We start from the raw sequence: 20,984 nt of genomic DNA, 5'->3' as shown, positions 1-20,984 counted from the left end.
GCTTGGTCAAGGATCGGGTCGAAGCTTGCATTCGTCCGTCACCCACCCCAGATAGTTCTCGAAGCCCTGCTCGACGGGCAACGCGATGATTTCCGGCAGCGCATAGGGGTGCAGTTCACGGACGGCGAGCTCGAGTTCCGCATAGCGTTCGCGAGTGGTCTTGATGATCACGGGGACTTCTCGGGCTTCCTCTTCCCGCCCTTCCCATCGGTAGAAGGACGTGGCGGGGCCCAGGACGTTCACGCAGGCCGCGAGGCGCCGGCGGACCAGGATTCGTGCAAGATTGAAAGCCGACTCGGAGTCGGGTAGGTTTGTCAGGACGGCGATGACGCCCATGGTCGAGAAACGAACCGATCGGGGAAAGTCGAGGAACGAGCCGATCAGGAAATCGATCGAGGAAGGAACGGATGAGGCTTCTGCTGCTGGCAATCTTACTGGGTTTCCCCGTGATGGAAATCGTGGTGCTCGCGCGCCTGGCCGAAACGCACGGCTGGTGGGTGCTCGTGTGGGTCGTGATCGGCGCGATTGCCGGCATGGCGCTCCTCAAGGAAGCGCGCTTCGCCCTCGTGGCGAGGCTGGGCGCGGCACTGGCGGCCGGCGAATTTTCGATTGCCGCTTTCGTGGATAGCGGGCGAACCGTACTCGCCGGGCTTCTGCTCATCTTTCCCGGCGTCATCTCCGACTTCATGGCGCTCACCCTGCTGCTGCTGCCGCGCCGGGTTCCCGAACCCATACACGTGCACGCCCGGCCGCACGGCAACGTGATCGACGGCCAGTTCCGCCGCGAGCGCTAGGGCGCGTCCCATCGGGTAGAATTCCGCGAGTTTTTCGGCGTGCTGGCCACGGCCCTGCGCCTTGCCCCCATCCCCGAGAGAGAATCCCGTGCCTCAATCCCCTGCCCCGGCCGCGCGCCAGGTGCGACTCGAACCGAGCGGCCGCACCTTTTCCGTCAATCCCGGCGAGACCCTGCTCGAAGCGGCGCTGCGCCAGGGCGTGGGCCTGCCCTACGGCTGCCGCAACGGGGCCTGCGGGGCGTGCAAGGGCACGCTCAGATCGGGAAGCCTCACCTATGGCGACCATCAGGATCGCGCCATCACCGAGGCGGAGAAGGCGGCGGGCAAGGCGCTTACTTGCTGCACGAAGCCCGACTCCGATGTGGTCCTCGAGATCCGCGAGCTGGCGGGACTCAAGGACCTCACCATTCGCACGTTGCCGGCGCGCGTGGAGCGGATCGAGAAGCCCGCCGAGGATGTTGCCGTCCTCTACCTCAAGCTTCCCGCCGCGGAGCGGCTGCAGTTCCTCGCCGGGCAGTACATCGACATCCTGATGAAGGGCGGCGTCCGGCGCAGCTACTCGATGGCCAACGCTCCCCACGACGATACGCACCTGCAGTTGCATGTGCGCAGGACGCCGGGCGGCACCTTCTCGAAGCACGTCTTCGAGGAAATGAAGGAGCGCGCGATCATCCGCTTCGAAGGTCCCCTGGGTTCCTTCTACCTGCGCGAGGACTCGGACAAGCCGATGATCCTGGTGGCCGGTGGCACGGGGTTCGCGCCGGTGAAGGCGGTGATCGAGCACGCCTTCCACAAGGGCATCGACCGCCAGATGGTGCTTTACTGGGGCGTGCGTTCCCTCGCCGACCTGTACATGCCGGAACTCCCCGGGACGTGGCAGGAAGAGCACGACAATTTCACCTTCATCCCGGTGCTCTCCGACCCGAAGCCGGAGGAGGATTGGATCGGCCGCACGGGTTTTGTCCACCAGGCGGTGCTCGACGATTTCCCGAGCCTGGCGGGCTACCAGGTGTACGCCTGCGGCGCACCGGCGATGACCGACGTGGCGAAGAAAACGTTCATCGAGGAGCGCGCGCTGCCCGACGACGAGTTCTACTGCGACGCCTTCACCTATTCCGCGCCGATGCCGTGAGAGGAAAAGGGGACTGACCCCATTTATTTCCTCCCGGACGTCCCGGAAGAAATAAATGGGGTCTGTCCCCTTTTCCTTTCCTCGCGTTCGCGCAGGACGCGTCGCTGAACCTTACCGGTGGTGGTCATCGGGAATTCACCCACGAATTCGATGAGCCTGGGCTGCTGCCATGGGGCGAGGTGCGACTTCACGTGCTCGCGGATCGACTCCTCCAGCGGCCCTGATGGCTCGATGCCCGGAGCAAGCACGATGAAGGCCTTCACCACGTTGCCGCGCGTCTCGTCCGGGCTGGCCACGACGGCGGCGTTGGCCACGGACGCGTGCTTCACCAGGCAATTCTCGATCTCCGCCGGCCCGATGCGATAGCCCGCACTCTTGAACATGTCGTCGCCGCGGCCCTGGTACCAGAGGTAGCCGTCGGCGTCCGCGAATGCCTGGTCGCCCGTGCGGCACCAATCGCCGGAATACTTGGCCGCCGTGGCCTCGGGGTTCTTCCAGTACTCGAGGAAGAAGACCGGGTCGCGGGTTGCGTCGGTGCCGAGCCGGTTCACCGCCACGTCGCCCACCGTTCCGGCGGGCACTTCGTTCCCGTCGTCGTCTATCACCGCGATGCGGTGCCCCGGATACGGCCTGCCCATGGACCCCGGCTTCACGGGCCAGACGCGGTGGGAATTGCCGACGATGTAGTTGATCTCGGTCTGCCCGAAGATCTCGTTCACGGTGACTCCGAGCTCCTCGCGGCACCAGTCGAGGAGCGCGGCCCCCACCGGCTCGCCCCCGCTCATCATCGTGCGCAGGTTCAGGTCATAGCGCGCGCGCGGGCGATCGACGCTTTTTCGCATCATCTTGAGCGCTGTGGGGAAGAGGAAGGCATTCCTCACCGCATACTTGTCGAGGAGGTGGAAAGCCTTCGCGGGATCGAAGCGGCCGCGGTAGCCGAGGATCGCCTGCCCGTGGTGAAGCGTGGGCATGAGCGCGTCCCACAGGCCGCCCGTCCACGCCCAGTCGGCCGGCGACCAGAAGAGGTCGCCTTCCTGCGGGAAGCCGTCGTGCGAAAACTCGAATCCCGGGAGGTTTCCGATGAGCGTGGATTGCGGCATGAGGGCGCCCTTGGGCGGGCCCGTCGTGCCGCTCGTGTAGATGATGACAGCCGGATCGCGAGGCCCCGTCTCGACGCATTCGAATCGCCGCGAGGCGCGCCCCAGAAGCGTCTCCCAGGGATGCACGGCGGATTCGCGGGCGCCCGCCACGCCGATCACGTGCGCGAGATCCGGCAACCGGTCACGCACCGCCCACAGGGCGGGAAGCGTGTCACCATCGGCGATGGCGACCTTCGCCCCGCTGTTCGCCAGCCGGTACTCGAGCGCATCGTGCCCGAAGAGGTGGGAGAGCGGCACCGCGATCGCTCCCATCTGGAAGCACGCGAGATACGCGATGACCGTCTCGGGGCGTTGCGGGAGCAGGATCGCCACGCGCTCGCCTCGTGCAACGCCGAGCGCCGCGAGCGCATTCGACAGCCGGTTGGCGTCCTGGAGCAGGTCCCAGTACGTGAACGCGGCCCTGGCGCCGGATTCATCTTCCCAGTACAGGGCGAACCGCGAGCGGTCGGCGGCCCAGCGGCGGCACGCGGATTCGGCGACGTTGCAGCGCGCCGGGACCTGCCAGCGGAAGGCGCGAACGGCCTCCGCGTGGCGGTCGATCATTTGTGCAGGGCGGCCTCGATCTGCGCGAAGGTGCTGGCGATCTCGTGGGTCGGCACCTCGACGCCGACGCGGCGCGCGACATGGGTGGCCGAGAACAGGCCGCAGATGCGCTTGCCGCCCTCATCGGTCACGAAGGTGTGCTGGCGTCCGACGTCCTTGAGCGTCGCGACCACCTGGCCGACAAGGGCATGCTCCACGTCCGTCAGGTCGAGGGCCTCGAGGCCGGAGGCGGGGGTCATCAGGTCGGAAACCAGGATTTCGTGATGGCGCACGCCCCGCTCCCGCATGAAGCGCACCGGCTTCTCGCCCAGCAGGTCGGTCGACGTGATGACGCCCACCACGACCTGCCGCGCGTCCACGACGAACAGAAGCCGGATCGCGCGCACGATCATCACCGTGTTGCATTCCGCGATGCTGCGTTCCTGCGCGATGGTGACGGCCGGGACCCGCCGCAGGTCTGTCATGGCTTCGATTGCCGGCGACTCGGGCGTGAGGCGGGACAGCGGCGCCGGGGCGCCGACCCGGGCACCGGCCAAGAGGGATTTGTGGGCGAGGGCGTGGTATTCGCGGGTCATGGCAGTTGCTTTCGGGAAAGGAGGCTTCGGGTTGGACGCGACCGCTAACCAGCTAGTTCCGCGCTGCGGCGGAAATGGCGGACGGCTTCCTGGGGCTTGCCGAGCTTTTCCATCAGCGAGGCAAGCGTCATGTGCCCGTCGTGCGTCGGCTCGAGGGCGAGGCTCGCCTCGATGTAGCTCTGCGCCTTGCCCCAGAGCTCCTGGCGCATGCACAGCTTGCCAAGGGCGAGCAGGAGCGCCGGGTCGCGTGCATGAGCGCGCAGCCATTTCTCCCCGCGCTCGATGAGCGGCAGCGCGGAGGTGCCGGCACAATCCGCATAGAGTGCGACGAGTGCGGCATCCCATCCCGCTTCGAGCGCGGACTCGACGATCGCCTGGGCCTCGGCCGCGCCGCCCAGCGCGAGGTGGTATCGCGCTGCCGTTGCGGCGATGGCGGAATCGACGCGAAGCTCCGACGGAAGCTGCTTCCAGTAGGCTGCGAGCGCCGGGGCATCCTGCGCCTTGCGGCTGAGGTTGCCGAGGTGCGCGGCGCGGCGGGAAGCGGAGGCTTCCGCCTCGGATAGCCCGCCCAGTTTCGCCAGCTTGAGGGTCGATGCGAGCACGTCGTCCCAGCGGCGCAGCGCCATTTCCGCGGTGTGCCGCATGCGAAGCAGGCGGATGTTCCTCGCGTCGCGCCCGGAGAGATCCTTGAGTACGGCGAGGGCCTCTTCGTGGCGGCCCTGCGACAGGAGCAGGTCGGCGAGGGTCGTGAGCCGGGCCTGGTCCACCTCGGGCGCACTGCCGCGAGCCTGCTCGAGAAAGGCCTCGCGCTCGGTGAAGCGGCCCAGTTCGTGGGCGCTTCGCGCCGCGATGATCGCCGCCACCGGCCTGCTCTCGTCGCCTTCGAGCGCGACCGAGGCGGATTTCTCGGCGCTCGCGAAGCGGCCCTGGAAGAACGCGAGGAGGGCATCGTTCAGCGCGTGCCGCGAACGGGTGCGCGCCCGCTCGGCGCGGTAGGCCCGGACGCGCGCCGGAATGGCGACCAGCGTCTCCACGAGCCTTGCGAGCAGGTGGAAGGCGAAATAGCCCGCGAACACCAGCACCACGAGGAGGTTGAGCGAAAGCTCCACGCGGTAGGGCGCGGCCACGATGACCACGTACCCGTCCGACTGGCGCGCGAGCAGCGCGATGCCGACTGCCACGACGGCGAGCACGACGGACCAGAGCGCGAAGCGCATGGCGGGCTACCGCTTCTCTCTCGCGGCACGCGCGGCGCGCGTTGCCGCCAGGCTCGCGTTGATGTCGGGCGGATGGATCGACACCGGGCTCTCGCCGATCTGCTTGAGGGTCGCCAGCGCGTTCACGTTCACGCGCGCCTTGGCGTCGAAGTATTTTCCGATCCACGCCTGCGCGGCCTTGATGTCGTCGCGAAAGGAGCTTTCGTCACGCGCCAGCAGCGCCACGCGCGCGGCGAGGAGCCGCAGCTTCAGGTTCTCGCGAAGGAAATAGCCCTGCGCGGGGGAGAGCAGCGCGGCTTCGGAGGGCGCGATTTCGCGGATGCGGACGAGTGCCTTGAGCTCCTCCCAGAAGTCGCGCGCAGCGCGCAGATAGGCGTTCTCCTCGGCCGGTTTCACGCGCGTGGCGGCGCGCGCCGCGGGCAGAGTCTCGGCGACGATGAGCGGCAGCGTGTCGGCCTGCTGCACGAGGGCGTCGAGCTTCACCGCGATGCCGACCGTGTCGACGAGCGGCAGGGCCTTCAACCGGTCCATGTCCCCATTGAGCGCGCGACGCAGGTTCGCGACCTGGAGCTTGTCGGCGCGAGCCAGACGCTGGTCGGCTGCCTGCAGTGCGATGAGCGCGCCCTTCACGTTGCCGGCGAGCTGCAGCTGCTGGCTCGCGAGAATGAGGAGTTGCTCCACTTCCGCGAGCATGCGGTCGTCGGCGCTCCTGGAGAGCTCGCGGTACATCTCCTCGATGGCTACCCGGTTCTCCTGGGCATCCGTCACGCGCGATTCGAGTTCGGTGATTCGCGCCTGCGAATCCTTGAGTGCCGCCTGCGCCTGGGCAAGCGAGGCCCTGGACTGGGCCAGTTCGGCGCCCAGGTCCGCGAGCTTGTCGCCGGCAGTATGCGAAAGCGAGGAAAGCGTCTGCTGCGAATTCCAGGCAAGCCCGATGGCCACCGCCGCCGCGGCAAGGGCGGCAGCCACTGCCCAGCGCGCGCCGCGATCGGAAACCCCGGATGGGGCGCGCGCGGATCTCGGCGGCGGCAGCGAGGTCGGTTCGGGATACGGGGAACTCATGACGCCTTTCGCAAGTTGTGGAGCGCCTCGACGAGGCTCGCGATGCCGAGCCCCGACACCACGGTGCGCCCGAAGGAGGCCGAAGCGCCGTGCCGCGCGATGGCCGGATGCGGCACTACCAGCGCCACGCCCGACCAGGAGGCCCCGGATCCCGCGAGCACGAGGAAATTGTCCACTGTTTCGGCGCTCATTGCATGGACGGCATCGATCTGCCCGCGGCCCAGCGCGGCGATCAGCGCGGCAGGATCGCTTTCCGGGCGCTCGCGCCGGTAGCACTCGACATAGCCGACCTGGGCACCGCGCGCCTCCAGCGTCGTGCGCAGGTGTTCGCGTCCACCGACACCGCGGAAGACGATCACCCGGCGGTCCTTCACGTCCTGCAGCTCCGGGCAGGCGAGCAGGGATTCGCTGTCGAATCCGGTCGCCGGCGTGATCACCCGCCCGAAACCGGCGCTACGCAGGCGGGCGGCAGTGGCCTCCCCGACGCCTGCAACAGCCACGGACGCGGGCCACGGGCCCGATTTCAGGGCTGCCGCCACGCCGTGTTCCGCGGCGTTGGCGCTCACGAAGAGGGCGAGCGAAGCCGAGGGCAGTGACTCAAGCGTGGCGCGGCTTGCCGGTGACAGCTCGACGCGAACGATGTCCATCGCCGGGAAGATCAAGACGCGGGCGCCCTTCGCCTCCAGTTCGGATGCCAGGGCTTCACATTGCGTGCGCGGGCGCGTGAGCACCACGCCCAGGCCCGACAGCGGGCCGGCGGAGGTCATTTCCCGGATTGCGCGAGAAGGTCCAGCACTTCGCGCCCACCCCGGGCGAGGATCCGTTCGCCCAGCGTCCGGCCCAGCGCCGCCGCATCGGCCGTCGTGCCTTCGGCGCGCTCGCGGACGAGGCGCGAACCGTCCGGAAGGCCCAGGAAGCCCTCGAGGACGACCGACGAGCCCGTGACCGTGGCGTGTGCGCCAAGCGGCACTTCACAGCTGCCCTCGGCGACGAGGCCGAGCGCTCGCTCCGCGTCGACGGCCGCGCAGACAGCGGGGTCCACGAACGGGGCGAGGAGTTCCGCGAGATCCGCGCGGGCAGCGAGAAACTCGATGGCGAGCACGCCCTGGCCGATGGCGGGCAGGGCGACGGAAAGGGGAAGCTGCTCGCGGATCCGGTCTGCGAACCCGAGGCGCTTGAGCCCCGCGGCCGCCAGGATGATGGCGTCGAATTCGCCGGCCTCGAGCTTGGCGAGCCGCGTGTTCACGTTGCCGCGCAAGGGCTTGATGACGAGCGGGGCCATGGCGCGGCGCAACTGGCATTCGCGCCTGAGGCTCGACGTACCCACGACCGCGCCAGGCGGCAGGCGGGCGAGCGAGGCGTGCCTCAGCGACACGAACGCATCGCGCGCGTCCTCGCGCGGCCCGAACGGCAGCATCGCGTAGCCCTCGGGGAGCTCCATCGGCACGTCCTTCATGGAGTGCACCGCGATGTCGGCGATGTTGTCGGCCAGCGCGATCTCCAGCTCCTTGATGAAGAGCCCCTTGCCGCCCACCTGCGCGAGCGGCCGGTCGAGGATACGGTCGCCCTTGGTGGTCATGCCGACGATCTCGATGGCCAGGCCGGGGTGGCGCTCCACGAGGCGCGCGGCGACATGTTCGGTCTGCCACATCGCGAGGCGGCTTTCGCGGGTAGCGATGCGGAGGCGTTGGGGATTCAAGGCGGTGGCGCAGCGCAGAGTCCGGAAGGCCGGAAATGCTACCACGCAGATCGTCAAGGGACAGACCCTTAAGCGTTTGGCTCAAGGGTCTGTCCCTTTACAGGGTAAAAAAAAACGGGCACGCAAGTGCCCGTTGAATTTGGCCTCTCTTGGCAAATCAGTTGTACGCGGTCTCTCCGTGGGCGGAGATGTCCAGGCCCTCGCGCTCGTCTTCCTCGGGCACGCGCAGCCCGACGACCAGGTCGGCGATCTTGTAGGCGATGAACGCCACGACGCCGGACCAGACGACGGTGACGCCCACGGCTTTCGCCTGCGTGATGAACTGCGACAGGATCGAGTAGTCGGCCTCGGTGACGGCTTTCATCGTGAACCAGTCGACGGGGTAGCTGGGCCCGCCCAGGGCCGGCGAATTGAAGATGCCGGTGAGGAGCGCGCCCAGGATGCCGCCCAGGGCGTGCACGCCGAAGACGTCGAGCGAGTCGTCCGCGCCCAGCATCTTCTTCAGGCCGGTGACGCCCCAGAGACAGACGATGCCCGCCGCCGTGCCGATCACGAACGCGCCCGGGATGCCGACGTTGCCGGCCGCCGGCGTGATGGCCACGAGTCCCGCCACCGCGCCCGAGGCCGCACCCAGCATCGAGGGCTTGCCCTTGAACACCCACTCCGCGAAGATCCAGGAAAGGACGGCGCAGGCGGTCGCGAGGAACGTGTTCATGAACGCGAGTCCGGCAACGGCGTTGGCCTCGTAGGCGGAGCCGGCGTTGAACCCGAACCAGCCGAACCAGAGCAGCGAGGCGCCGATCATCGTCATGGGCAGGTTGTGCGGCGTCATCTTCTCCTTGCCGAAGCCCACGCGCTTGCCCACCAGGTAGGCACCGACGATGCCCGCGATACCGGCGTTGATGTGCACCACCGTGCCGCCCGCGAAATCGAGGGCGCCCCATTGCCAGAGCATCCCGGCCTTGGCATTCGTGGCGTCTACCACGTTCGCGGCCGTGTAAGCGTCCGGGCCGGCCCAGAACCACACCATGTGGGCGATCGGTACGTAGGAGAATGTGAACCACAGCACCATGAAGACCAGGATCGCCGAGAACTTCACGCGCTCCGCGAAGGCGCCCAGGATGAGGCAGCAGGTGATCGCCGCGAAGGTCGCCTGGAAGGCCACGAAGATCAGCTCGGGCAGCGGCGTGTTCTTCGAGAACGTGGCGGCCATCGAGAACTCGCCCTTCATCGCGTCGAACGTGCCCTTGAGGAAGAGCCTGTCGAGGCTGCCGATGTAGGCGTTGCCTTCCGTGAAGGCGAGCGAGTAGCCGTACACGCACCACAGCACCGTGATGAGCGAGAACACCACGAAGACCTGCATCAGGACCGAGAGCATGTTCTTCGAGCGCACCATGCCCCCATAGAACAGGGCCAGGCCCGGCAGGCTCATGAGCAGCACGAGCGCGGTGGACGTGAGCATCCACGCCACGTCGCCCTTGTTGGGCGTCGGTGCAGCCGCGGCAGGCGCTGCAGGAGCGGCTGCGCCGGGCGCCGCGGGCGCGGCCTCGGCAGGTTTCGCATCGGCGGGCTTGGCGTCCGCCGGCGCAGCGGCAACCGGAGCCGCCACGGGAGCGTCGGCCTTCTTTTCCTGCGCGACGGCGATGCCGCCGAAAGCGAGCGCTGCGGAAATGGCGATGAGACTCAACAGGCGTTTCATGGATGGTTCCCCTTGTGTCCTAGAGTGCGTCCGCGCCGGACTCGCCGGTACGGATGCGCACGGCCTGCTCGAGTTCGAAGACGAAGATCTTCCCGTCGCCGATCTTCCCGGTGTTGGCGCTTTTCTCGATCGCCTCGATCGCCTGGTCGAGCAGCTCGCTCTTGATGGCCGCTTCGATCTTCACCTTGGGCAGGAAGTCGACGACGTATTCCGCGCCGCGATAGAGCTCCGTGTGGCCCTTCTGGCGCCCGAAGCCCTTGACCTCCGTGACGGTGATGCCCTGGACGCCGATGGCCGAGAGCGCCTCGCGCACCTCGTCCAGCTTGAACGGCTTGATGATGGCGGTGACTAGTTTCATGTTTTCCTCGTGATGGCTTGTACGCGCGAAGGGGGTTGCCGCCGCCGCGTCAGAACGTCTTCTTGATGTAGACGACACCGGTGTTCTTGGCGGTGTTGTAGCCCGTGAGGTCGGTGTAGAACCCCTCCTCGGCGTTGTTGCCCGTGTAGTAGGCGCCGACCTCCACGCTCTTCATGAAGCCTTCAGGGATGACGTAGGAGGCGCCGATCTTCCAGTCGTCGTAGCTCGCCTTGCTGCTGCCGCTGCCGTCGTGCCTCACGTCGAGGATCCCGTAGTGGCCAAGCAGGGTGACGCCGGATTCGCCGACCGGATAGGCGGCCGATAAATCGAAGTACCAGGTGCCGTTTGTCTTTTCGCCGATCGGCTTGGCACCGAAGTAGTTCTGGAAGTTGTAGCTCGCCTTCACGCTCAGCCACTTCCAGCCAACGGCGCCGTATCCTTCGACGGTATTGGCGTTGGTGATGCCCGGATTGATCTTGCCCGGATAGTAGTAATAGAGGACGCCCACGTCGTAGGTCCAATCCTCGCTTCCCGGGAAGTTGTTCTTGAACCCGCCGTAGAAGTCCCATTCCAGGCTCGAGCGGCTGTATGCGCCGAAGTCCTGGAGCCAGCTGATGTTCGATGCCCAGGTGCCGAGGTAGAGGCCGCTCGAGTGCGCGTAGTCGAAGCCGCCCTGGACTGCGGCCTCGCCGGCGGTCTGTGAAATGCCGCGGAAGATGTACTGGCTGAACAGGCCGGCGTTGGCGGTCAGCACGTGCTCGGGGGTGGGCGCGGGCGCGGCGGCCGCTGCTGGCGTCTGGGCAGCAGCCAGCGTCGACGCGAGCGCCGCGGTCGCGAGTCCGGCAAGTGCAAAGGCTTTGGGCAGGTTTCGCATGTTGGTATCCTTGTGGACGTGGAGAAAAGTTGCTTCGATCAGGCAAAAGCAGGGAGCGTGCCATTGAAAGAGGAACTGCAACCCATTGGTCACAAAGAAGTTTTATTGGCGTGTTGGACGCGTTGCAGCATGGCGGCACCGCATTGAGCCATCGCGCACCAGCGCGGTGCGTTGGCGGTTCCGGTCGACAAACCTTTCCCGCAGGGAATTGAAATGAACGAAAAGCTCCTGGGCGAAATCGCCGCCCGTCTCGCCGAAGCTGCCGCCACCAACCCGGCGCGCGATCTGGAGAAGAACGCGCGTGCCGTCCTCACGGCGGCCTTCGCGCGGCTCGACCTGGTCACGCGAGAGGAATTCGACGTCCAGTCTGAAGTGCTCGCCCGGGCCAGGATTCGCGTTGCCGAGCTGGAGACGAAAGTCGCCGCGCTCGAGGCGCGGTATTCCGCCAACCCATAAGGACCCGCGCGCGAGGCCCGTCTCCGCCCGGCGTTCCGAGCCGGGGAGTCTTGCGCGCGTCACTCGCCGTCGTTCTCCCCGGCGGGCTCGCGTCCACCTTGCCTGAGCGGCTGTCACGTGTCGTATCGGGCCGCTGCGGCGGGCCGATGTCCTTCGCGCCATGCTCGCCTGCGCCAAGCGTGCCATCCACCCCTCGGGCAGGCAGGCGGGAGAGGCTCCAAACCGTTTCGAGGCGGTTACAGGGGTAACGCGCCGGATGGAAGCATCTGACGAATGGCAAAGTCGCGATGCGGCCCTTGCGACAAAATGCATGCCGTGGGGGAAATCCCACGGACGATCGGCAAGAGCCTGTTCGACTTTCGCGACAACGACGCGAAGTTCTTCGTGAAGGAGCGCGTCGAGAGGGTGTCGAAGACCCCAGCCGCGAAGGGCTGGCAGGACTGAAAATTCATGAACCCGGCGAGCCGCCCGCGCCGCCGGACCTCGAGAGATCCGCGCATGAACCTGCGAGATGTGAGTATCGGCACCCGGCTCACGGCCGGGTTCACCCTTGTCGTCTGCCTGATCGTGTTCAGCGCGGTAGGCGGCGTCACACTCGTGAGGAAGAGCCGCGAGGATCTCACGGCTGTCCTGACGGCGACCTGGACCAAGGAAAGCCTCGCCTCACGGATGAAGGCGCTTGCGCTCGAACAGTCCGCGGTCATGCGCAAGATCGGGCTGCATGCCGACATCAATTCGATGCAGTCGGACGAGGACCGTGCCCGGGTGATCGGCAAGGCCTACGACGAGGCCCGCGGCAGGATGTCGAAGCTGCCGCTGGAGCCGGCCGAGCGCGAGATCATCCAGAGGCTCGACGCGCTCGACAAGGACATGGACAAGCCCTTCCAGCAGGCGCTCGGGATGTCGACGAGCTTTCGCAACGAGGAAGCGGCAGCGGTGCTCTTGACCCAGCTGGAACCCGTCATCCAGAAGTCGCTGGTCGAATTGGACCGCCTGATCGAGATTCAGGCGAAATCCAGCCGGACCGCGCTGGAAGAGGCGGCTGCCTCCGGTGCCCGCCTGGCAATGATCGTCTACGTCGCTGCGGTGTTCGTGGTGCTGGTCGCGGCCCTGATCGGCTGGCTCATCGTGAGCAGCGTCACCGCCCCTCTGCGCGAGGCCGTCGCCGTGGCCCGCCGGGTCGCATCGGGCGACCTCACATCGCGAATCGAGCCGAAGGGGCGGGACGAGCCGGCCGAACTGCTTGCCGCCCTACGCGACATGAACGACAGCCTCGGCCGCATGGTCAACCAGATACGGTCCGGTGCCGAATCGATCGCGGTGGGCGCAGCGCAGGTCGCCGCCGGAAACCAGAGCCTTGCCAGCCGCACCGAGGAGCACGCGAGCTCGCTCGAGGAAACCGCCTCGACCCTGGAGGAATTCGCGACGACCGTGAAGCAGAATGCCGAGCACGCGAAGCAGGCGAGCCAGTTCGCCGCGTCGGCCTCGGCCACCGCGCAAGAGGGCGGGGAAGTGGTGAGCAAGGTCGTCACGACGATGCAGGAAGTGACGGTTTCCTCGAAGCGGATCTCGGACATCATCGGGGTGATCGACGGGATCTCGTTCCAGACCAACATCCTGGCGCTCAACGCGGCGGTCGAGGCCGCGAGAGCCGGCGAGCAGGGCCGTGGCTTCGCCGTGGTCGCCTCCGAGGTTCGCAGCCTGGCGCAGCGTTCGGCTGCCTCGGCCAAGGAAATCCGCGGTCTCATCGAAACCTCCGTGGGCAAGGTCGAGTCGGGTGCGCGCCTCGTCGAGCAGGCGGGCAAGACCATGGGCGAACTGGTGGACTCGGTCAGGAAGGTGGACGGCATCATGGTCGAGATCGCCTCCGCGAGCCGCGAGCAGAGCTCCGGCATCGACCAGATCAACAGGGCGATCACGCAGATGGACTCGGTCGTGCAGATGAACGCCTCGCTGGTGGAGGAGGCGACCGCCGCCGCGACCAGCATGGCCAATCAGGCCTCCGGCCTCACGCGGTCGGTCGCGCAGTTCCGCGTGGAAGAGGGCGCCGGCGCAACGGAGCAGCTTGCCGTGCTGCACGCGGCCCCTGAGCTTCGGCATCTCGCATCCGCGTCTTCGAAGCACACGGCGGTCGTTCCGGGACGTGAATCGGCTCGGGCCGCCCTACGCGAAGAGGAGTGGAAGGAATTCTGAAGTCGAGGTTCCTGAAGTTCTGTGCACGTGACCTCCCCCGGGATCCCCGGGTTATTCATGACCTGGAAATGGAATGTAAAGCCGACGGTCAACCGAGCCCCGAGGCACGGCGTTGAATTGGACGAAATGCTCCCGGGCGTAATCACCGCCCGCTTCGCCGAAGCCGCCGCCCGCAAACGGGTGCGCGAGCTGGAAGCGAAAGTCGCCGCGCTCGTGGCGCGGCATTCCGCCAACCCATAAGGAAGCGCGCGCGAGGCTCGTCCCCGCCCGGCGTTCCGGGCCGGGGAGTCTTGCGCGTGTCACTCGCCGTCGTCCTCACCCGCGGGCTCGCGGGCATGCATGCGCCGCTCGTGCGCGTGGAAGTACACGTAGGCGGCGGGCTGCCGCGCCTGCACGTCGTGGGCCTGCCGGAAACGGAGGTCATGGAAGCGCGGGATCGCGTCCGCGCCGCGCTCGCCACCGCCCGGTTCGCGTTTCCGGACGGGCGCGTCATCGTCAACCTCTCGCCGGCGGACCTGCCGAAGGAAAGCGGGCGCTTCGACCTGCCGATCGCGCTCGGCATTCTCGCCGCCACGGAGCAGCTTCCGTTGCCCGGGCTCGCGGGCCTGGAGTTCGCCGGGGAACTCGCGCTCTCCGGGGAGCTTCGCCCCATCCGCGGCGCGCTGGCCATGACGCTCGCCGCGCACCGGGACGGCCGCGCCTTCGTGCTGCCGGAAGCGTCGGCGGGAGAAGCGGGCCTGGTCCCCGGCGCGATCGTCTATCCGGCCGCGTCGCTCGCGGCCGTGTGCGCGCACATCACCGGTCGCGAGCGAATCGCGCGCACGGAAGGTGTGGTCCGGTCGAGTGCAGCGCAATGGCCCGATCTCGCCGACGTGAAGGGCCAGGCGCAGGCCAGGCGCGCACTCGAGATCGCGGCGGCGGGCGGGCACAGTATCTTGCTCACCGGGCCGCCCGGCACCGGCAAGACGATGCTTGCGCAGCGCTTCCCCGGCATACTTCCCGCCATGTCGCAGGACGAGGCGCTCGAGGCCGCGGCGGTGCAGAGCCTTTCCACGCGCGGGTTCAGGGCCGATCGCTTCGGCATTCGCGAATGGCGCGCGCCGCACCACACGGCCTCCGCCGTGGCGCTCGTGGGAGGGGGGTCCCCCCCGCGTCCCGGCGAGATCTCGATCGCGCACCACGGGGTGCTGTTCCTCGACGAACTGCCCGAATTCAGCCGCCACGTGCTGGAGGTCCTGCGCGAGCCGCTGGAGAGCGGTCGCATCACCATCTCGCGCGCGGCGCAGCAGGCGGATTTTCCCGCGCGTTTCCAGTTGATCGCCGCCATGAACCCGTGCCCCTGCGGCTACCTCGGGCACCCCTCGGGCAGGTGCCACTGCACGCCCGACCAGGTGTCGCGCTACCGCGGCCGCATTTCCGGGCCGCTGCTCGACCGCATCGACCTGCATGTCGAGGTGCCGGCGCTTCCGGACACGGATCTGGTATCCGCGCCATTCGGAGAATCTTCGAAAGCTGTTCGCGAACGAGTGGAGGAAGCGCATGGAATGCAACTGCGCCGTCAAGGATGTCCGAACGCTCAACTTGCCGGACGCGAGATCGAAGAGCGAGTGCGGCTCGACGTGGAGGGAGAAAAACATCTTCGTTATGCCCTCTCACGGCTTGGGCTATCTGCGCGAGCGCATCATCGTATCCTCAAGGTGGCGCGTACGATCGCGGACTTGCAGCAACGCGCTGAAGTGCGTTTTGGGGACGTGGCCGAAGCGCTTCAGTATCGCGGCACTACACCGATCCGATAGACCGTCTCCTGTCTTGGTCATGCGGGACCATGAACGCAAAAGTAAAAACTGGAATTCCCCCGTTTCCCCGGACACATCTGATGATGCCAAACTGGCAATTGGAGGTGTTCGATGGCAACGAAGCAAAGACGGAAGTTTACGGCCGAGTTCAAGCGCGAGGGAGTGAAGCTCACGCAGCAACCTGGACGATCGGTGTCGGCGGTTGCGCGTGAGCTTGGCGTGGAGCGTTCGGTCCTGAAGGGGTGGGTGGACAACTTCGCGGCAGGTCGATACGAGAAGGACCGGGCATTGCCGTTGAAGGCTGCGCAGCAGCTGGAGAACGAGCAGCTTAGGCGAGAGTTGGCGAAAGTTCGAATGGAGCGCGACATTCTAAAAAAAGCGCTGGGCTACTTCGCGAAGGAACCAACGTGAGGTATGTGTTTGTAGCCCGCTATCGGCCGGTGTGGCCGACCCGGATGATGTGCCGTTTGCTCGAGGTGTCGTCGAGTGGGTTCTACGAGTGGCTTGGACGCTCGCCGAGCGTGCGCTCGATCGCCAACGCGGGCTTGCTGGTGCTGATCCGGGAAAGCTTCGCCTTGAGTCACCAGACCTACGGCTCGCCGCGGGTCTGGAAGGACATGGTCGTCGCAGGCCAATCCTGCAGCGAGAATCGGGTGGCGCGACTGATGCGAGGGGCTGGCATGAGCGCGCAGCCCAAGCCGCGGCGCATGCCTACCGACATTGGATTGCGTCCGGAACACAGCATCGCACCGAACGTGTTGGAGCGAGACTTCGCCGCTGCTGCTCCGAACCGGAAGTGGGCAGCCGATTTCACCTACATCTGGACGGGCGAGGGCTGGTTGTTCCTGGCCGTTGTGGTGGATCTGTTCAGCCGGCGCGTGGTCGGCTGGTCTATGCAACCCACCATGACCGCGCAACTGGTGCTGGACGCGTTGATAATGGCGCTGTGGCGACGCGGCAAGCCTTCGGAGCTTTTGCACCATTCCGACCAGGGCAGCCAATACACCAGCGAGGACTTCCAGCGCCTGCTGTCGGCCGAGGGCATCACCTGCAGCATGAGCAAGCGCGGCGACTGTTGGGACAACTCCGCGGTCGAGAGCTTCTTCGCCTCGCTCAAAAAGGAACGTGTCTATCGCAGGACGTACGCCACGCGCGAAGTCGCGCGCGCCGACATCTTCGACTACATCGAAGTGTTCTACAATTCCCGGCGCCGACATTCGACGCTTGGGCAGGTCAGCCCGATGGAGTTCGAACGTACTCATGCGGGCTTAGCGTAGTGTCCGGAGCAGCGGGGGAATTCCAGTCGCCGCTGTTTACGCTACCCACAAAGCTGACCCCTTCCAGTGTCACAGTGAGCAGCACTTACTCTACCTATGTTGGATCGAACGCCACGGATGGCAACTACCTCACCACTCAGTGGAACTCGGGTGTTACGCCCAGCTACCCGTCGACGCAGCCATATATCGAGCTCGACCTCGGGGCAACAAAGTCGCTGTACTCGATGAGATTCATGCCGGCACAAAGTCCGAGTGGGACTTCGACACACGACATCTATGTCGGAACCAGTTCCCCGCCAACTACGCTAGCCGGTACAGTCTCGCGAGACCTCATGGATGGCGAGACGATGTCGCTGAACCTGAGCAGTTATTCCGCTCGCTACGTGAAGATCGTGACCCGTGCGAGCCCCTCTTGGGCCGCGTACTACGAAGTTGAAGTTTTCGGCAACTGAGGTACCACGAAAAAGGGGACGCGTTGCGCCCCCTTTTTCACACGTCCCAAGTTTCCCGGACGCGCGTGAGGCTACCGGTCGGTGAGTGCGCTACCGCGCCACTACTGGTTGATCCTGTTACAGTCGATTGGCAAGCTATCAGTTGACTATTGACGTGGAGGTATTATGACAATCAAGCAATCGTTGGTTGCTCTGGCGTTCTTGGTGTCGTCTGCGCCTTGTTTTGGCCAGGTGTCCATATCACCTCAGATGCCAACCACACTTGACACGATTCGAATCCAACTTCCAGCGAGTTCGATTCCTAAGCGATATGACGCCGCTGGAACCAATGTTTCCATGGTTTCCAACAAGATTTCGGTCGCGCTCGGAGAAATTGATCTTGCCCCACTGCCGCCGAATGACCGTCCTTTGAATTGGCCGGTCGGTCCCTTGCCGGCTGGCACTTATCAGGTCGAGGTTCAGCTTGGGCAAACCGTCCTAGGCAGCACTCAGTTCACCGTATCACCGAGACCCACTCAGGCAACCGCGGGTTGCGTGGGTCCATGCGGCCCACTCTGGGACCACACGGACATGTGGTGGAACCCATCAGAATCCGGATGGGGAGCCAGCATCGTGCAGCACGGGTCCGGCATGATCTTCGGCGTGTTCAACATCTACGCCGACAATGGCACGGCCACTTGGTATGTCCTGCCTGGGGGGAATTGGAAATCGACCACCGAATTTGATGGTGCCATATATCAGACGCGAGGACCCCAGCTCGACGCGTTCGACCCCCACAGTGTCATCATTTCTCCCATAGGATCGGCCGTACTTACCTTTTCCGATACCGATCCGGATCAAGCATCGCTCTCCCTGACAATTGCTGGGAAGACGTATCAGAAGGCTATCCAACGTCAGCCCTACTGACTGCAGAAGGTCGGCCGCGATGGCTCTGAGGCTTCGCAGCATGCGGGCCGGCTACGTTGTCCGAGCGCGCGAGGAATCTGGGTGCGAGCGCACTGGACTGCCGTGGGGGAGTGCAAATCCCCACATTGGCAGACCCAAAACGGGGGCGCTCGTACGGTGACCTGCCCCCTTTTGGTGATACCTGCCGGCAGTTCGTAAAGCCCAAGTTGCAAGGTTATAGGATCCCGTGGCGTTCGCGCTCTTTGAGCCGATGCAGCGCGGCGAACTCAGCGGGTGGTATGCGCCCCAGCGAACTGTGGGGACGTGTCCGAATTTCTGTGTGTGAGGCGATTGCAGTCGCCGCGCGTTGGCGAATGGCCGTGCGACGACCGTTGCTCATTTCACGCCGCCCGGGCTGTGAAGCGCTCAGCGTACAGGATGGCGAATTGATTCATCGCCGCTTTCCATTCCTTGGCCGCACGCCCCCAGTCGGCGGTGATGTTCCTGAGCGCCAGCCACAGGAGCTTCAACGCTGCCTCGTCCGAGGGGAAATGTCCGCGCGTCTTGATGATCTTGCGAAGCCGCATGTGCAGGCTCTCGATCGCGTTGGTCGTGTAGATCACGCGGCGAACCTCGGGCGGGAAGGCGAAAAACGGAATCACCTGCTCCCAGGCCCGGCGCCAGAGCGCGGCGATGGGCGGGTATTTCCCGCCCCAGGGACCCGAGGCGAATTCGTCCAGGGCCGCCCGCGCCGCCGCCTCGCTCGGAGCCTGGTAGACCGTCTTCAGCGCCGCGGCGACGGCCTTGCGGTCCTTCCAGCTCGCGTAGTCGAGCGAGTTGCGGATCAAGTGCACGATGCAGGTCTGGATCGTGGTCGCCGGGAAGACCGCGCCGATGGCCTCCGGGAAGCCCTTCAGGCCGTCGACCACGGCGATCAGGATGTCCTCGACGCCGCGGCCCTTGAGGTCGTTCACGACCTTCATCCAGAACTTCGCCCCCTCCGTTTGCTCGATCCACAGCCCCAGCACGTCGCGCGTGCCGTCGGGCAGCACCCCGAGCGCCAGGTAGATCGCCTTGTTGCGAACCACTCCCTCGTCGCGAATCTTGACCCGCAGCGCATCGAAGAACACCACCGGATAGAGCCGCTCCAGCGGCCGGCTCTGCCACTCGAGGACCTCGGCCATCACCGCCTCGGTCACCTGGCTGATGAAGTCCGGCGAGACCTCCACCGCGTACATCTCCTTCAGGTAGCCCTGGATCTCGCGCACCGTCATGCCGCGCGCGTACATCGCGATGATCTTGTCGTCGAAGCCCGTGAAGCGCCGCTCGCCCTTGGCGATGAGCTGCGGCTCGAACGACCCGTCGCGGTCGCGCGGAATGGCCAGGTCCAGCGGCCCCTCGTCGGTGAGCACCGTCTTGAGCGTGGTCCCGTTGCGATGGTTGGCCTGCTCCGCGGGCGGCGTCTCGCCCTTCGAGTAGCCCAGGTGATGGGTCAGCTCCGCGCCCAAGGCCCGCTCGACGATCGCCTTCTTCAGGCCCCGGAACAGCGACTCGAACTCCTGCGGGTTCATCGGCCCGGTCACCAGCTGGTCAAGCAGCTCGGGGCTGACCGCAACAGCCGGCGTCGCCGGCAACTCCTTCTTCCTTCTCGGCATAACGGCTCCTTTGGATCGCCATGTCATGCCTCACACACAAAATTCCTGACAGGCTCAACTGTGGGGCCTGTTCTCGTTGTAGTCCCGGCGCCAGGCGCTGATCACCGCCCGGGCGTGCTCAAGATTCGTAAAGTAGTGGTCGTTCAGGCACTCGTCGCGGAGTTTCTCGTTGAAGCTCTCGATGAAGGCGTTCTCGCTCGGCCCGCCCGCCGTGAAGACTGGATTGCGAACCGGCTTCACGATTGGTACACAGAGAGGAAGGCCTTGAGGCGATCCTCGTAGTTCTTCCAGGGAACGCGGCTGCTCCGCTCCCAGCTGCCCCATGTAGCGGGATCAACGCCCAGCCGAATAGCAGCCTCGCGGACGGTCCAGCCGTTCTCCCTCCTTGCGGCGTGCATGCGCTCTCGGAGGGTCGTTGGGGCGGGTAGCGGGTCGTATCCAAGCCAGTGAACAAGGGCGGCCACGACGGCGATGGTTGGTTTCCTGCGGTCATTTTCGAGGTTCAAGACCGTAAACGGGCTCACGCCGAGCTTGGAGGCAACCTCCGCTTGGGTGAGCCCGAGTTCTTGGCGTCGCTTCCGCAGGTGCTGACCGAGTGTCTGAGGCTCAGGGTTGAAGTCCTTTTGTATCAGGCACTTGAGCGAAACTCGCAGAAATGGCAAAAAGGCAACGCCTCCCTGTCCCTGCGGCTATCTCGGCCACTTCTCGGGTCAATGCGCGTGCACGCCGGACCGGATTGCGCGCTATCGCGCACGGATCTCCGGGCCGCTCCTCGACCGCATCGACCTGCACGTCGAGGTACCGGCGCTTCGCGAGCGGGAACTTGCGGATGCCCCGTGCGGCGAATCGTCGGCGCCTGTGTACGCGCGGGTGGGGGCAGCCCGGGCCGCGCAGCTCGATCGCCAGGGCAAGCCGAATGCGCTCCTGTCCGGCGGCGAGATCGAGAGGCACTGCGTTCCGGAGCCGGCTGCGCGGAAACTGCTTCGCGACGCGGCGTCGCGGCTATCCCTCTCGGCGCGCGCGTTCCATCGCGTGCTCAAGGTGTCGAGGACGATTGCCGACCTCGCTGCCGAACCTCGCCTCGAGGCCGCCCACGTCGCCGAGGCGCTGCAGTACCGCCTGCGGCAGGTCCCGACGGGGCCGACCCGCTAAACTAG

21 protein-coding genes and 1 pseudogene are annotated in these 20,984 nt (G+C 66.0%); 9 read left to right on the top strand and 13 right to left on the bottom strand.

What is annotated here, in order from left to right:
* Positions 1-6: 6 nt before the first annotated feature.
* The gene (locus IPP91_08340) at positions 7-336 is read right to left on the bottom strand and encodes a divalent-cation tolerance protein CutA (protein ID MBL0142076.1); all 330 of its coding nucleotides are present in this window, start codon (positions 334-336) and stop codon (positions 7-9) included.
* Between the two features lie 71 nt (positions 337-407).
* On the opposite strand from IPP91_08340, the gene IPP91_08335 reads away from it, so the two are divergent.
* Positions 408-794, top strand: coding sequence for an FxsA family protein (locus IPP91_08335; GenBank protein MBL0142075.1), 387 nt, complete (start codon positions 408-410; stop codon positions 792-794).
* A gap of 88 nt (positions 795-882) precedes the next feature.
* Positions 883-1,926, top strand: coding sequence for a CDP-6-deoxy-delta-3,4-glucoseen reductase (locus IPP91_08330; GenBank protein MBL0142074.1), 1,044 nt, complete (start codon positions 883-885; stop codon positions 1,924-1,926).
* Positions 1,927-1,949: 23 nt separating this feature from the next.
* Here IPP91_08330 and IPP91_08325 read toward each other — a convergent pair whose 3' ends face one another.
* From IPP91_08325 to IPP91_08285, 9 genes are all read right to left on the bottom strand, one after another.
* A complete protein-coding gene (locus IPP91_08325; protein MBL0142073.1) occupies positions 1,950-3,629 on the bottom strand; it encodes an AMP-binding protein in 1,680 nt (559 codons plus the stop codon).
* Positions 3,626-4,204, bottom strand: a complete 579-nt coding sequence (locus IPP91_08320) for a CBS domain-containing protein (protein ID MBL0142072.1) — start codon at positions 4,202-4,204, stop codon at positions 3,626-3,628. Before IPP91_08320 ends, IPP91_08325 begins: the two co-directional genes overlap by 4 nt.
* A 44-nt stretch (positions 4,205-4,248) precedes the next feature.
* Complete coding sequence (locus IPP91_08315; protein ID MBL0142071.1) at positions 4,249-5,421, bottom strand: heme biosynthesis protein HemY; 1,173 nt, start codon at positions 5,419-5,421, stop codon at positions 4,249-4,251.
* A 6-nt stretch (positions 5,422-5,427) separates the two neighbouring features.
* Positions 5,428-6,483 carry a uroporphyrinogen-III C-methyltransferase gene (locus tag IPP91_08310; protein ID MBL0142070.1) on the bottom strand — a complete coding sequence of 352 codons (1,056 nt, stop codon included), beginning with the start codon at positions 6,481-6,483 and terminating at the stop codon, positions 5,428-5,430.
* Positions 6,480-7,250 carry a uroporphyrinogen-III synthase gene (locus IPP91_08305; GenBank protein MBL0142069.1) on the bottom strand — a complete coding sequence of 257 codons (771 nt, stop codon included), beginning with the start codon at positions 7,248-7,250 and terminating at the stop codon, positions 6,480-6,482. The genes IPP91_08310 and IPP91_08305 overlap by 4 nt, the downstream gene beginning before the upstream one ends.
* Positions 7,247-8,134 (bottom strand): hydroxymethylbilane synthase, encoded by an 888-nt coding sequence (hemC, locus tag IPP91_08300; protein MBL0142068.1) that lies wholly within the window; start codon positions 8,132-8,134, stop codon positions 7,247-7,249. The genes IPP91_08305 and hemC overlap by 4 nt, the downstream gene beginning before the upstream one ends.
* A 205-nt stretch (positions 8,135-8,339) precedes the next feature.
* Entirely contained in the window at positions 8,340-9,881 is a 1,542-nt protein-coding gene (gene amt, locus IPP91_08295; GenBank protein ID MBL0142067.1) for an ammonium transporter, read from the bottom strand.
* 19 nt (positions 9,882-9,900) lie between these two features.
* Positions 9,901-10,239 carry a P-II family nitrogen regulator gene (gene glnK / locus IPP91_08290; protein MBL0142066.1) on the bottom strand — a complete coding sequence of 113 codons (339 nt, stop codon included), beginning with the start codon at positions 10,237-10,239 and terminating at the stop codon, positions 9,901-9,903.
* Between the two features lie 49 nt (positions 10,240-10,288).
* Positions 10,289-11,113 (bottom strand): hypothetical protein, encoded by an 825-nt coding sequence (locus IPP91_08285; protein MBL0142065.1) that lies wholly within the window; start codon positions 11,111-11,113, stop codon positions 10,289-10,291.
* Between the two features lie 213 nt (positions 11,114-11,326).
* Here IPP91_08285 and IPP91_08280 point away from each other — a divergent pair, with 213 nt between their 5' ends.
* The 6 genes from IPP91_08280 to IPP91_08255 all read left to right on the top strand — a co-directional run bounded on the left by IPP91_08280 (position 11,327) and on the right by IPP91_08255 (position 18,193).
* The gene (locus IPP91_08280) at positions 11,327-11,569 is read left to right on the top strand and encodes an accessory factor UbiK family protein (GenBank protein MBL0142064.1); all 243 of its coding nucleotides are present in this window, start codon (positions 11,327-11,329) and stop codon (positions 11,567-11,569) included.
* Between the two features lie 498 nt (positions 11,570-12,067).
* Positions 12,068-13,762, top strand: coding sequence for an MCP four helix bundle domain-containing protein (locus IPP91_08275; GenBank protein ID MBL0142063.1), 1,695 nt, complete (start codon positions 12,068-12,070; stop codon positions 13,760-13,762).
* A gap of 296 nt (positions 13,763-14,058) precedes the next feature.
* On the top strand, positions 14,059-15,558 hold the full coding sequence (locus IPP91_08270; protein MBL0142062.1) for a YifB family Mg chelatase-like AAA ATPase: 1,500 nt from the start codon (positions 14,059-14,061) through the stop codon (positions 15,556-15,558).
* 111 nt (positions 15,559-15,669) lie between these two features.
* Positions 15,670-16,835, top strand: a protein-coding gene (locus tag IPP91_08265) for an IS3 family transposase (protein MBL0142061.1) whose coding sequence is annotated in 2 segments (ribosomal slippage) — positions 15,670-15,940 and positions 15,940-16,835 — 1,167 coding nt in all. Because the reading frame shifts where the segments join, the coding sequence is not laid out codon by codon here.
* A 74-nt stretch (positions 16,836-16,909) separates the two neighbouring features.
* Positions 16,910-17,287, top strand: coding sequence for a discoidin domain-containing protein (locus IPP91_08260; GenBank protein MBL0142060.1), 378 nt, complete (start codon positions 16,910-16,912; stop codon positions 17,285-17,287).
* 336 nt (positions 17,288-17,623) lie between these two features.
* Entirely contained in the window at positions 17,624-18,193 is a 570-nt protein-coding gene (locus IPP91_08255) for a hypothetical protein (GenBank protein ID MBL0142059.1), read from the top strand.
* Positions 18,194-18,573: 380 nt separating this feature from the next.
* On the opposite strand, the gene IPP91_08250 is transcribed toward IPP91_08255, so the two are convergent.
* The 3 genes and pseudogenes from IPP91_08250 to IPP91_08240 all read right to left on the bottom strand — a co-directional run bounded on the left by IPP91_08250 (position 18,574) and on the right by IPP91_08240 (position 20,489).
* The gene (locus IPP91_08250; GenBank protein MBL0142058.1) at positions 18,574-19,827 is read right to left on the bottom strand and encodes an IS256 family transposase; all 1,254 of its coding nucleotides are present in this window, start codon (positions 19,825-19,827) and stop codon (positions 18,574-18,576) included.
* 57 nt (positions 19,828-19,884) lie between these two features.
* Positions 19,885-20,037, bottom strand: a pseudogene (locus IPP91_08245) (transposase).
* A 26-nt stretch (positions 20,038-20,063) separates the two neighbouring features.
* Complete coding sequence (locus IPP91_08240; GenBank protein MBL0142057.1) at positions 20,064-20,489, bottom strand: transcriptional regulator; 426 nt, start codon at positions 20,487-20,489, stop codon at positions 20,064-20,066.
* Here IPP91_08240 and IPP91_08235 point away from each other — a divergent pair.
* On the top strand, positions 20,440-20,979 hold the full coding sequence (locus IPP91_08235; GenBank protein MBL0142056.1) for an ATP-binding protein: 540 nt from the start codon (positions 20,440-20,442) through the stop codon (positions 20,977-20,979). The two genes, IPP91_08240 and IPP91_08235, sit on opposite strands and share 50 nt — an antisense overlap.
* Positions 20,980-20,984: the final 5 nt, after the last annotated feature.

The organism is Betaproteobacteria bacterium, from assembly GCA_016720855.1.
GTDB lineage: Bacteria > Pseudomonadota > Gammaproteobacteria > Burkholderiales > Usitatibacteraceae > FEB-7.
This window is presented reverse-complemented; position numbering and strand designations above follow the sequence as displayed.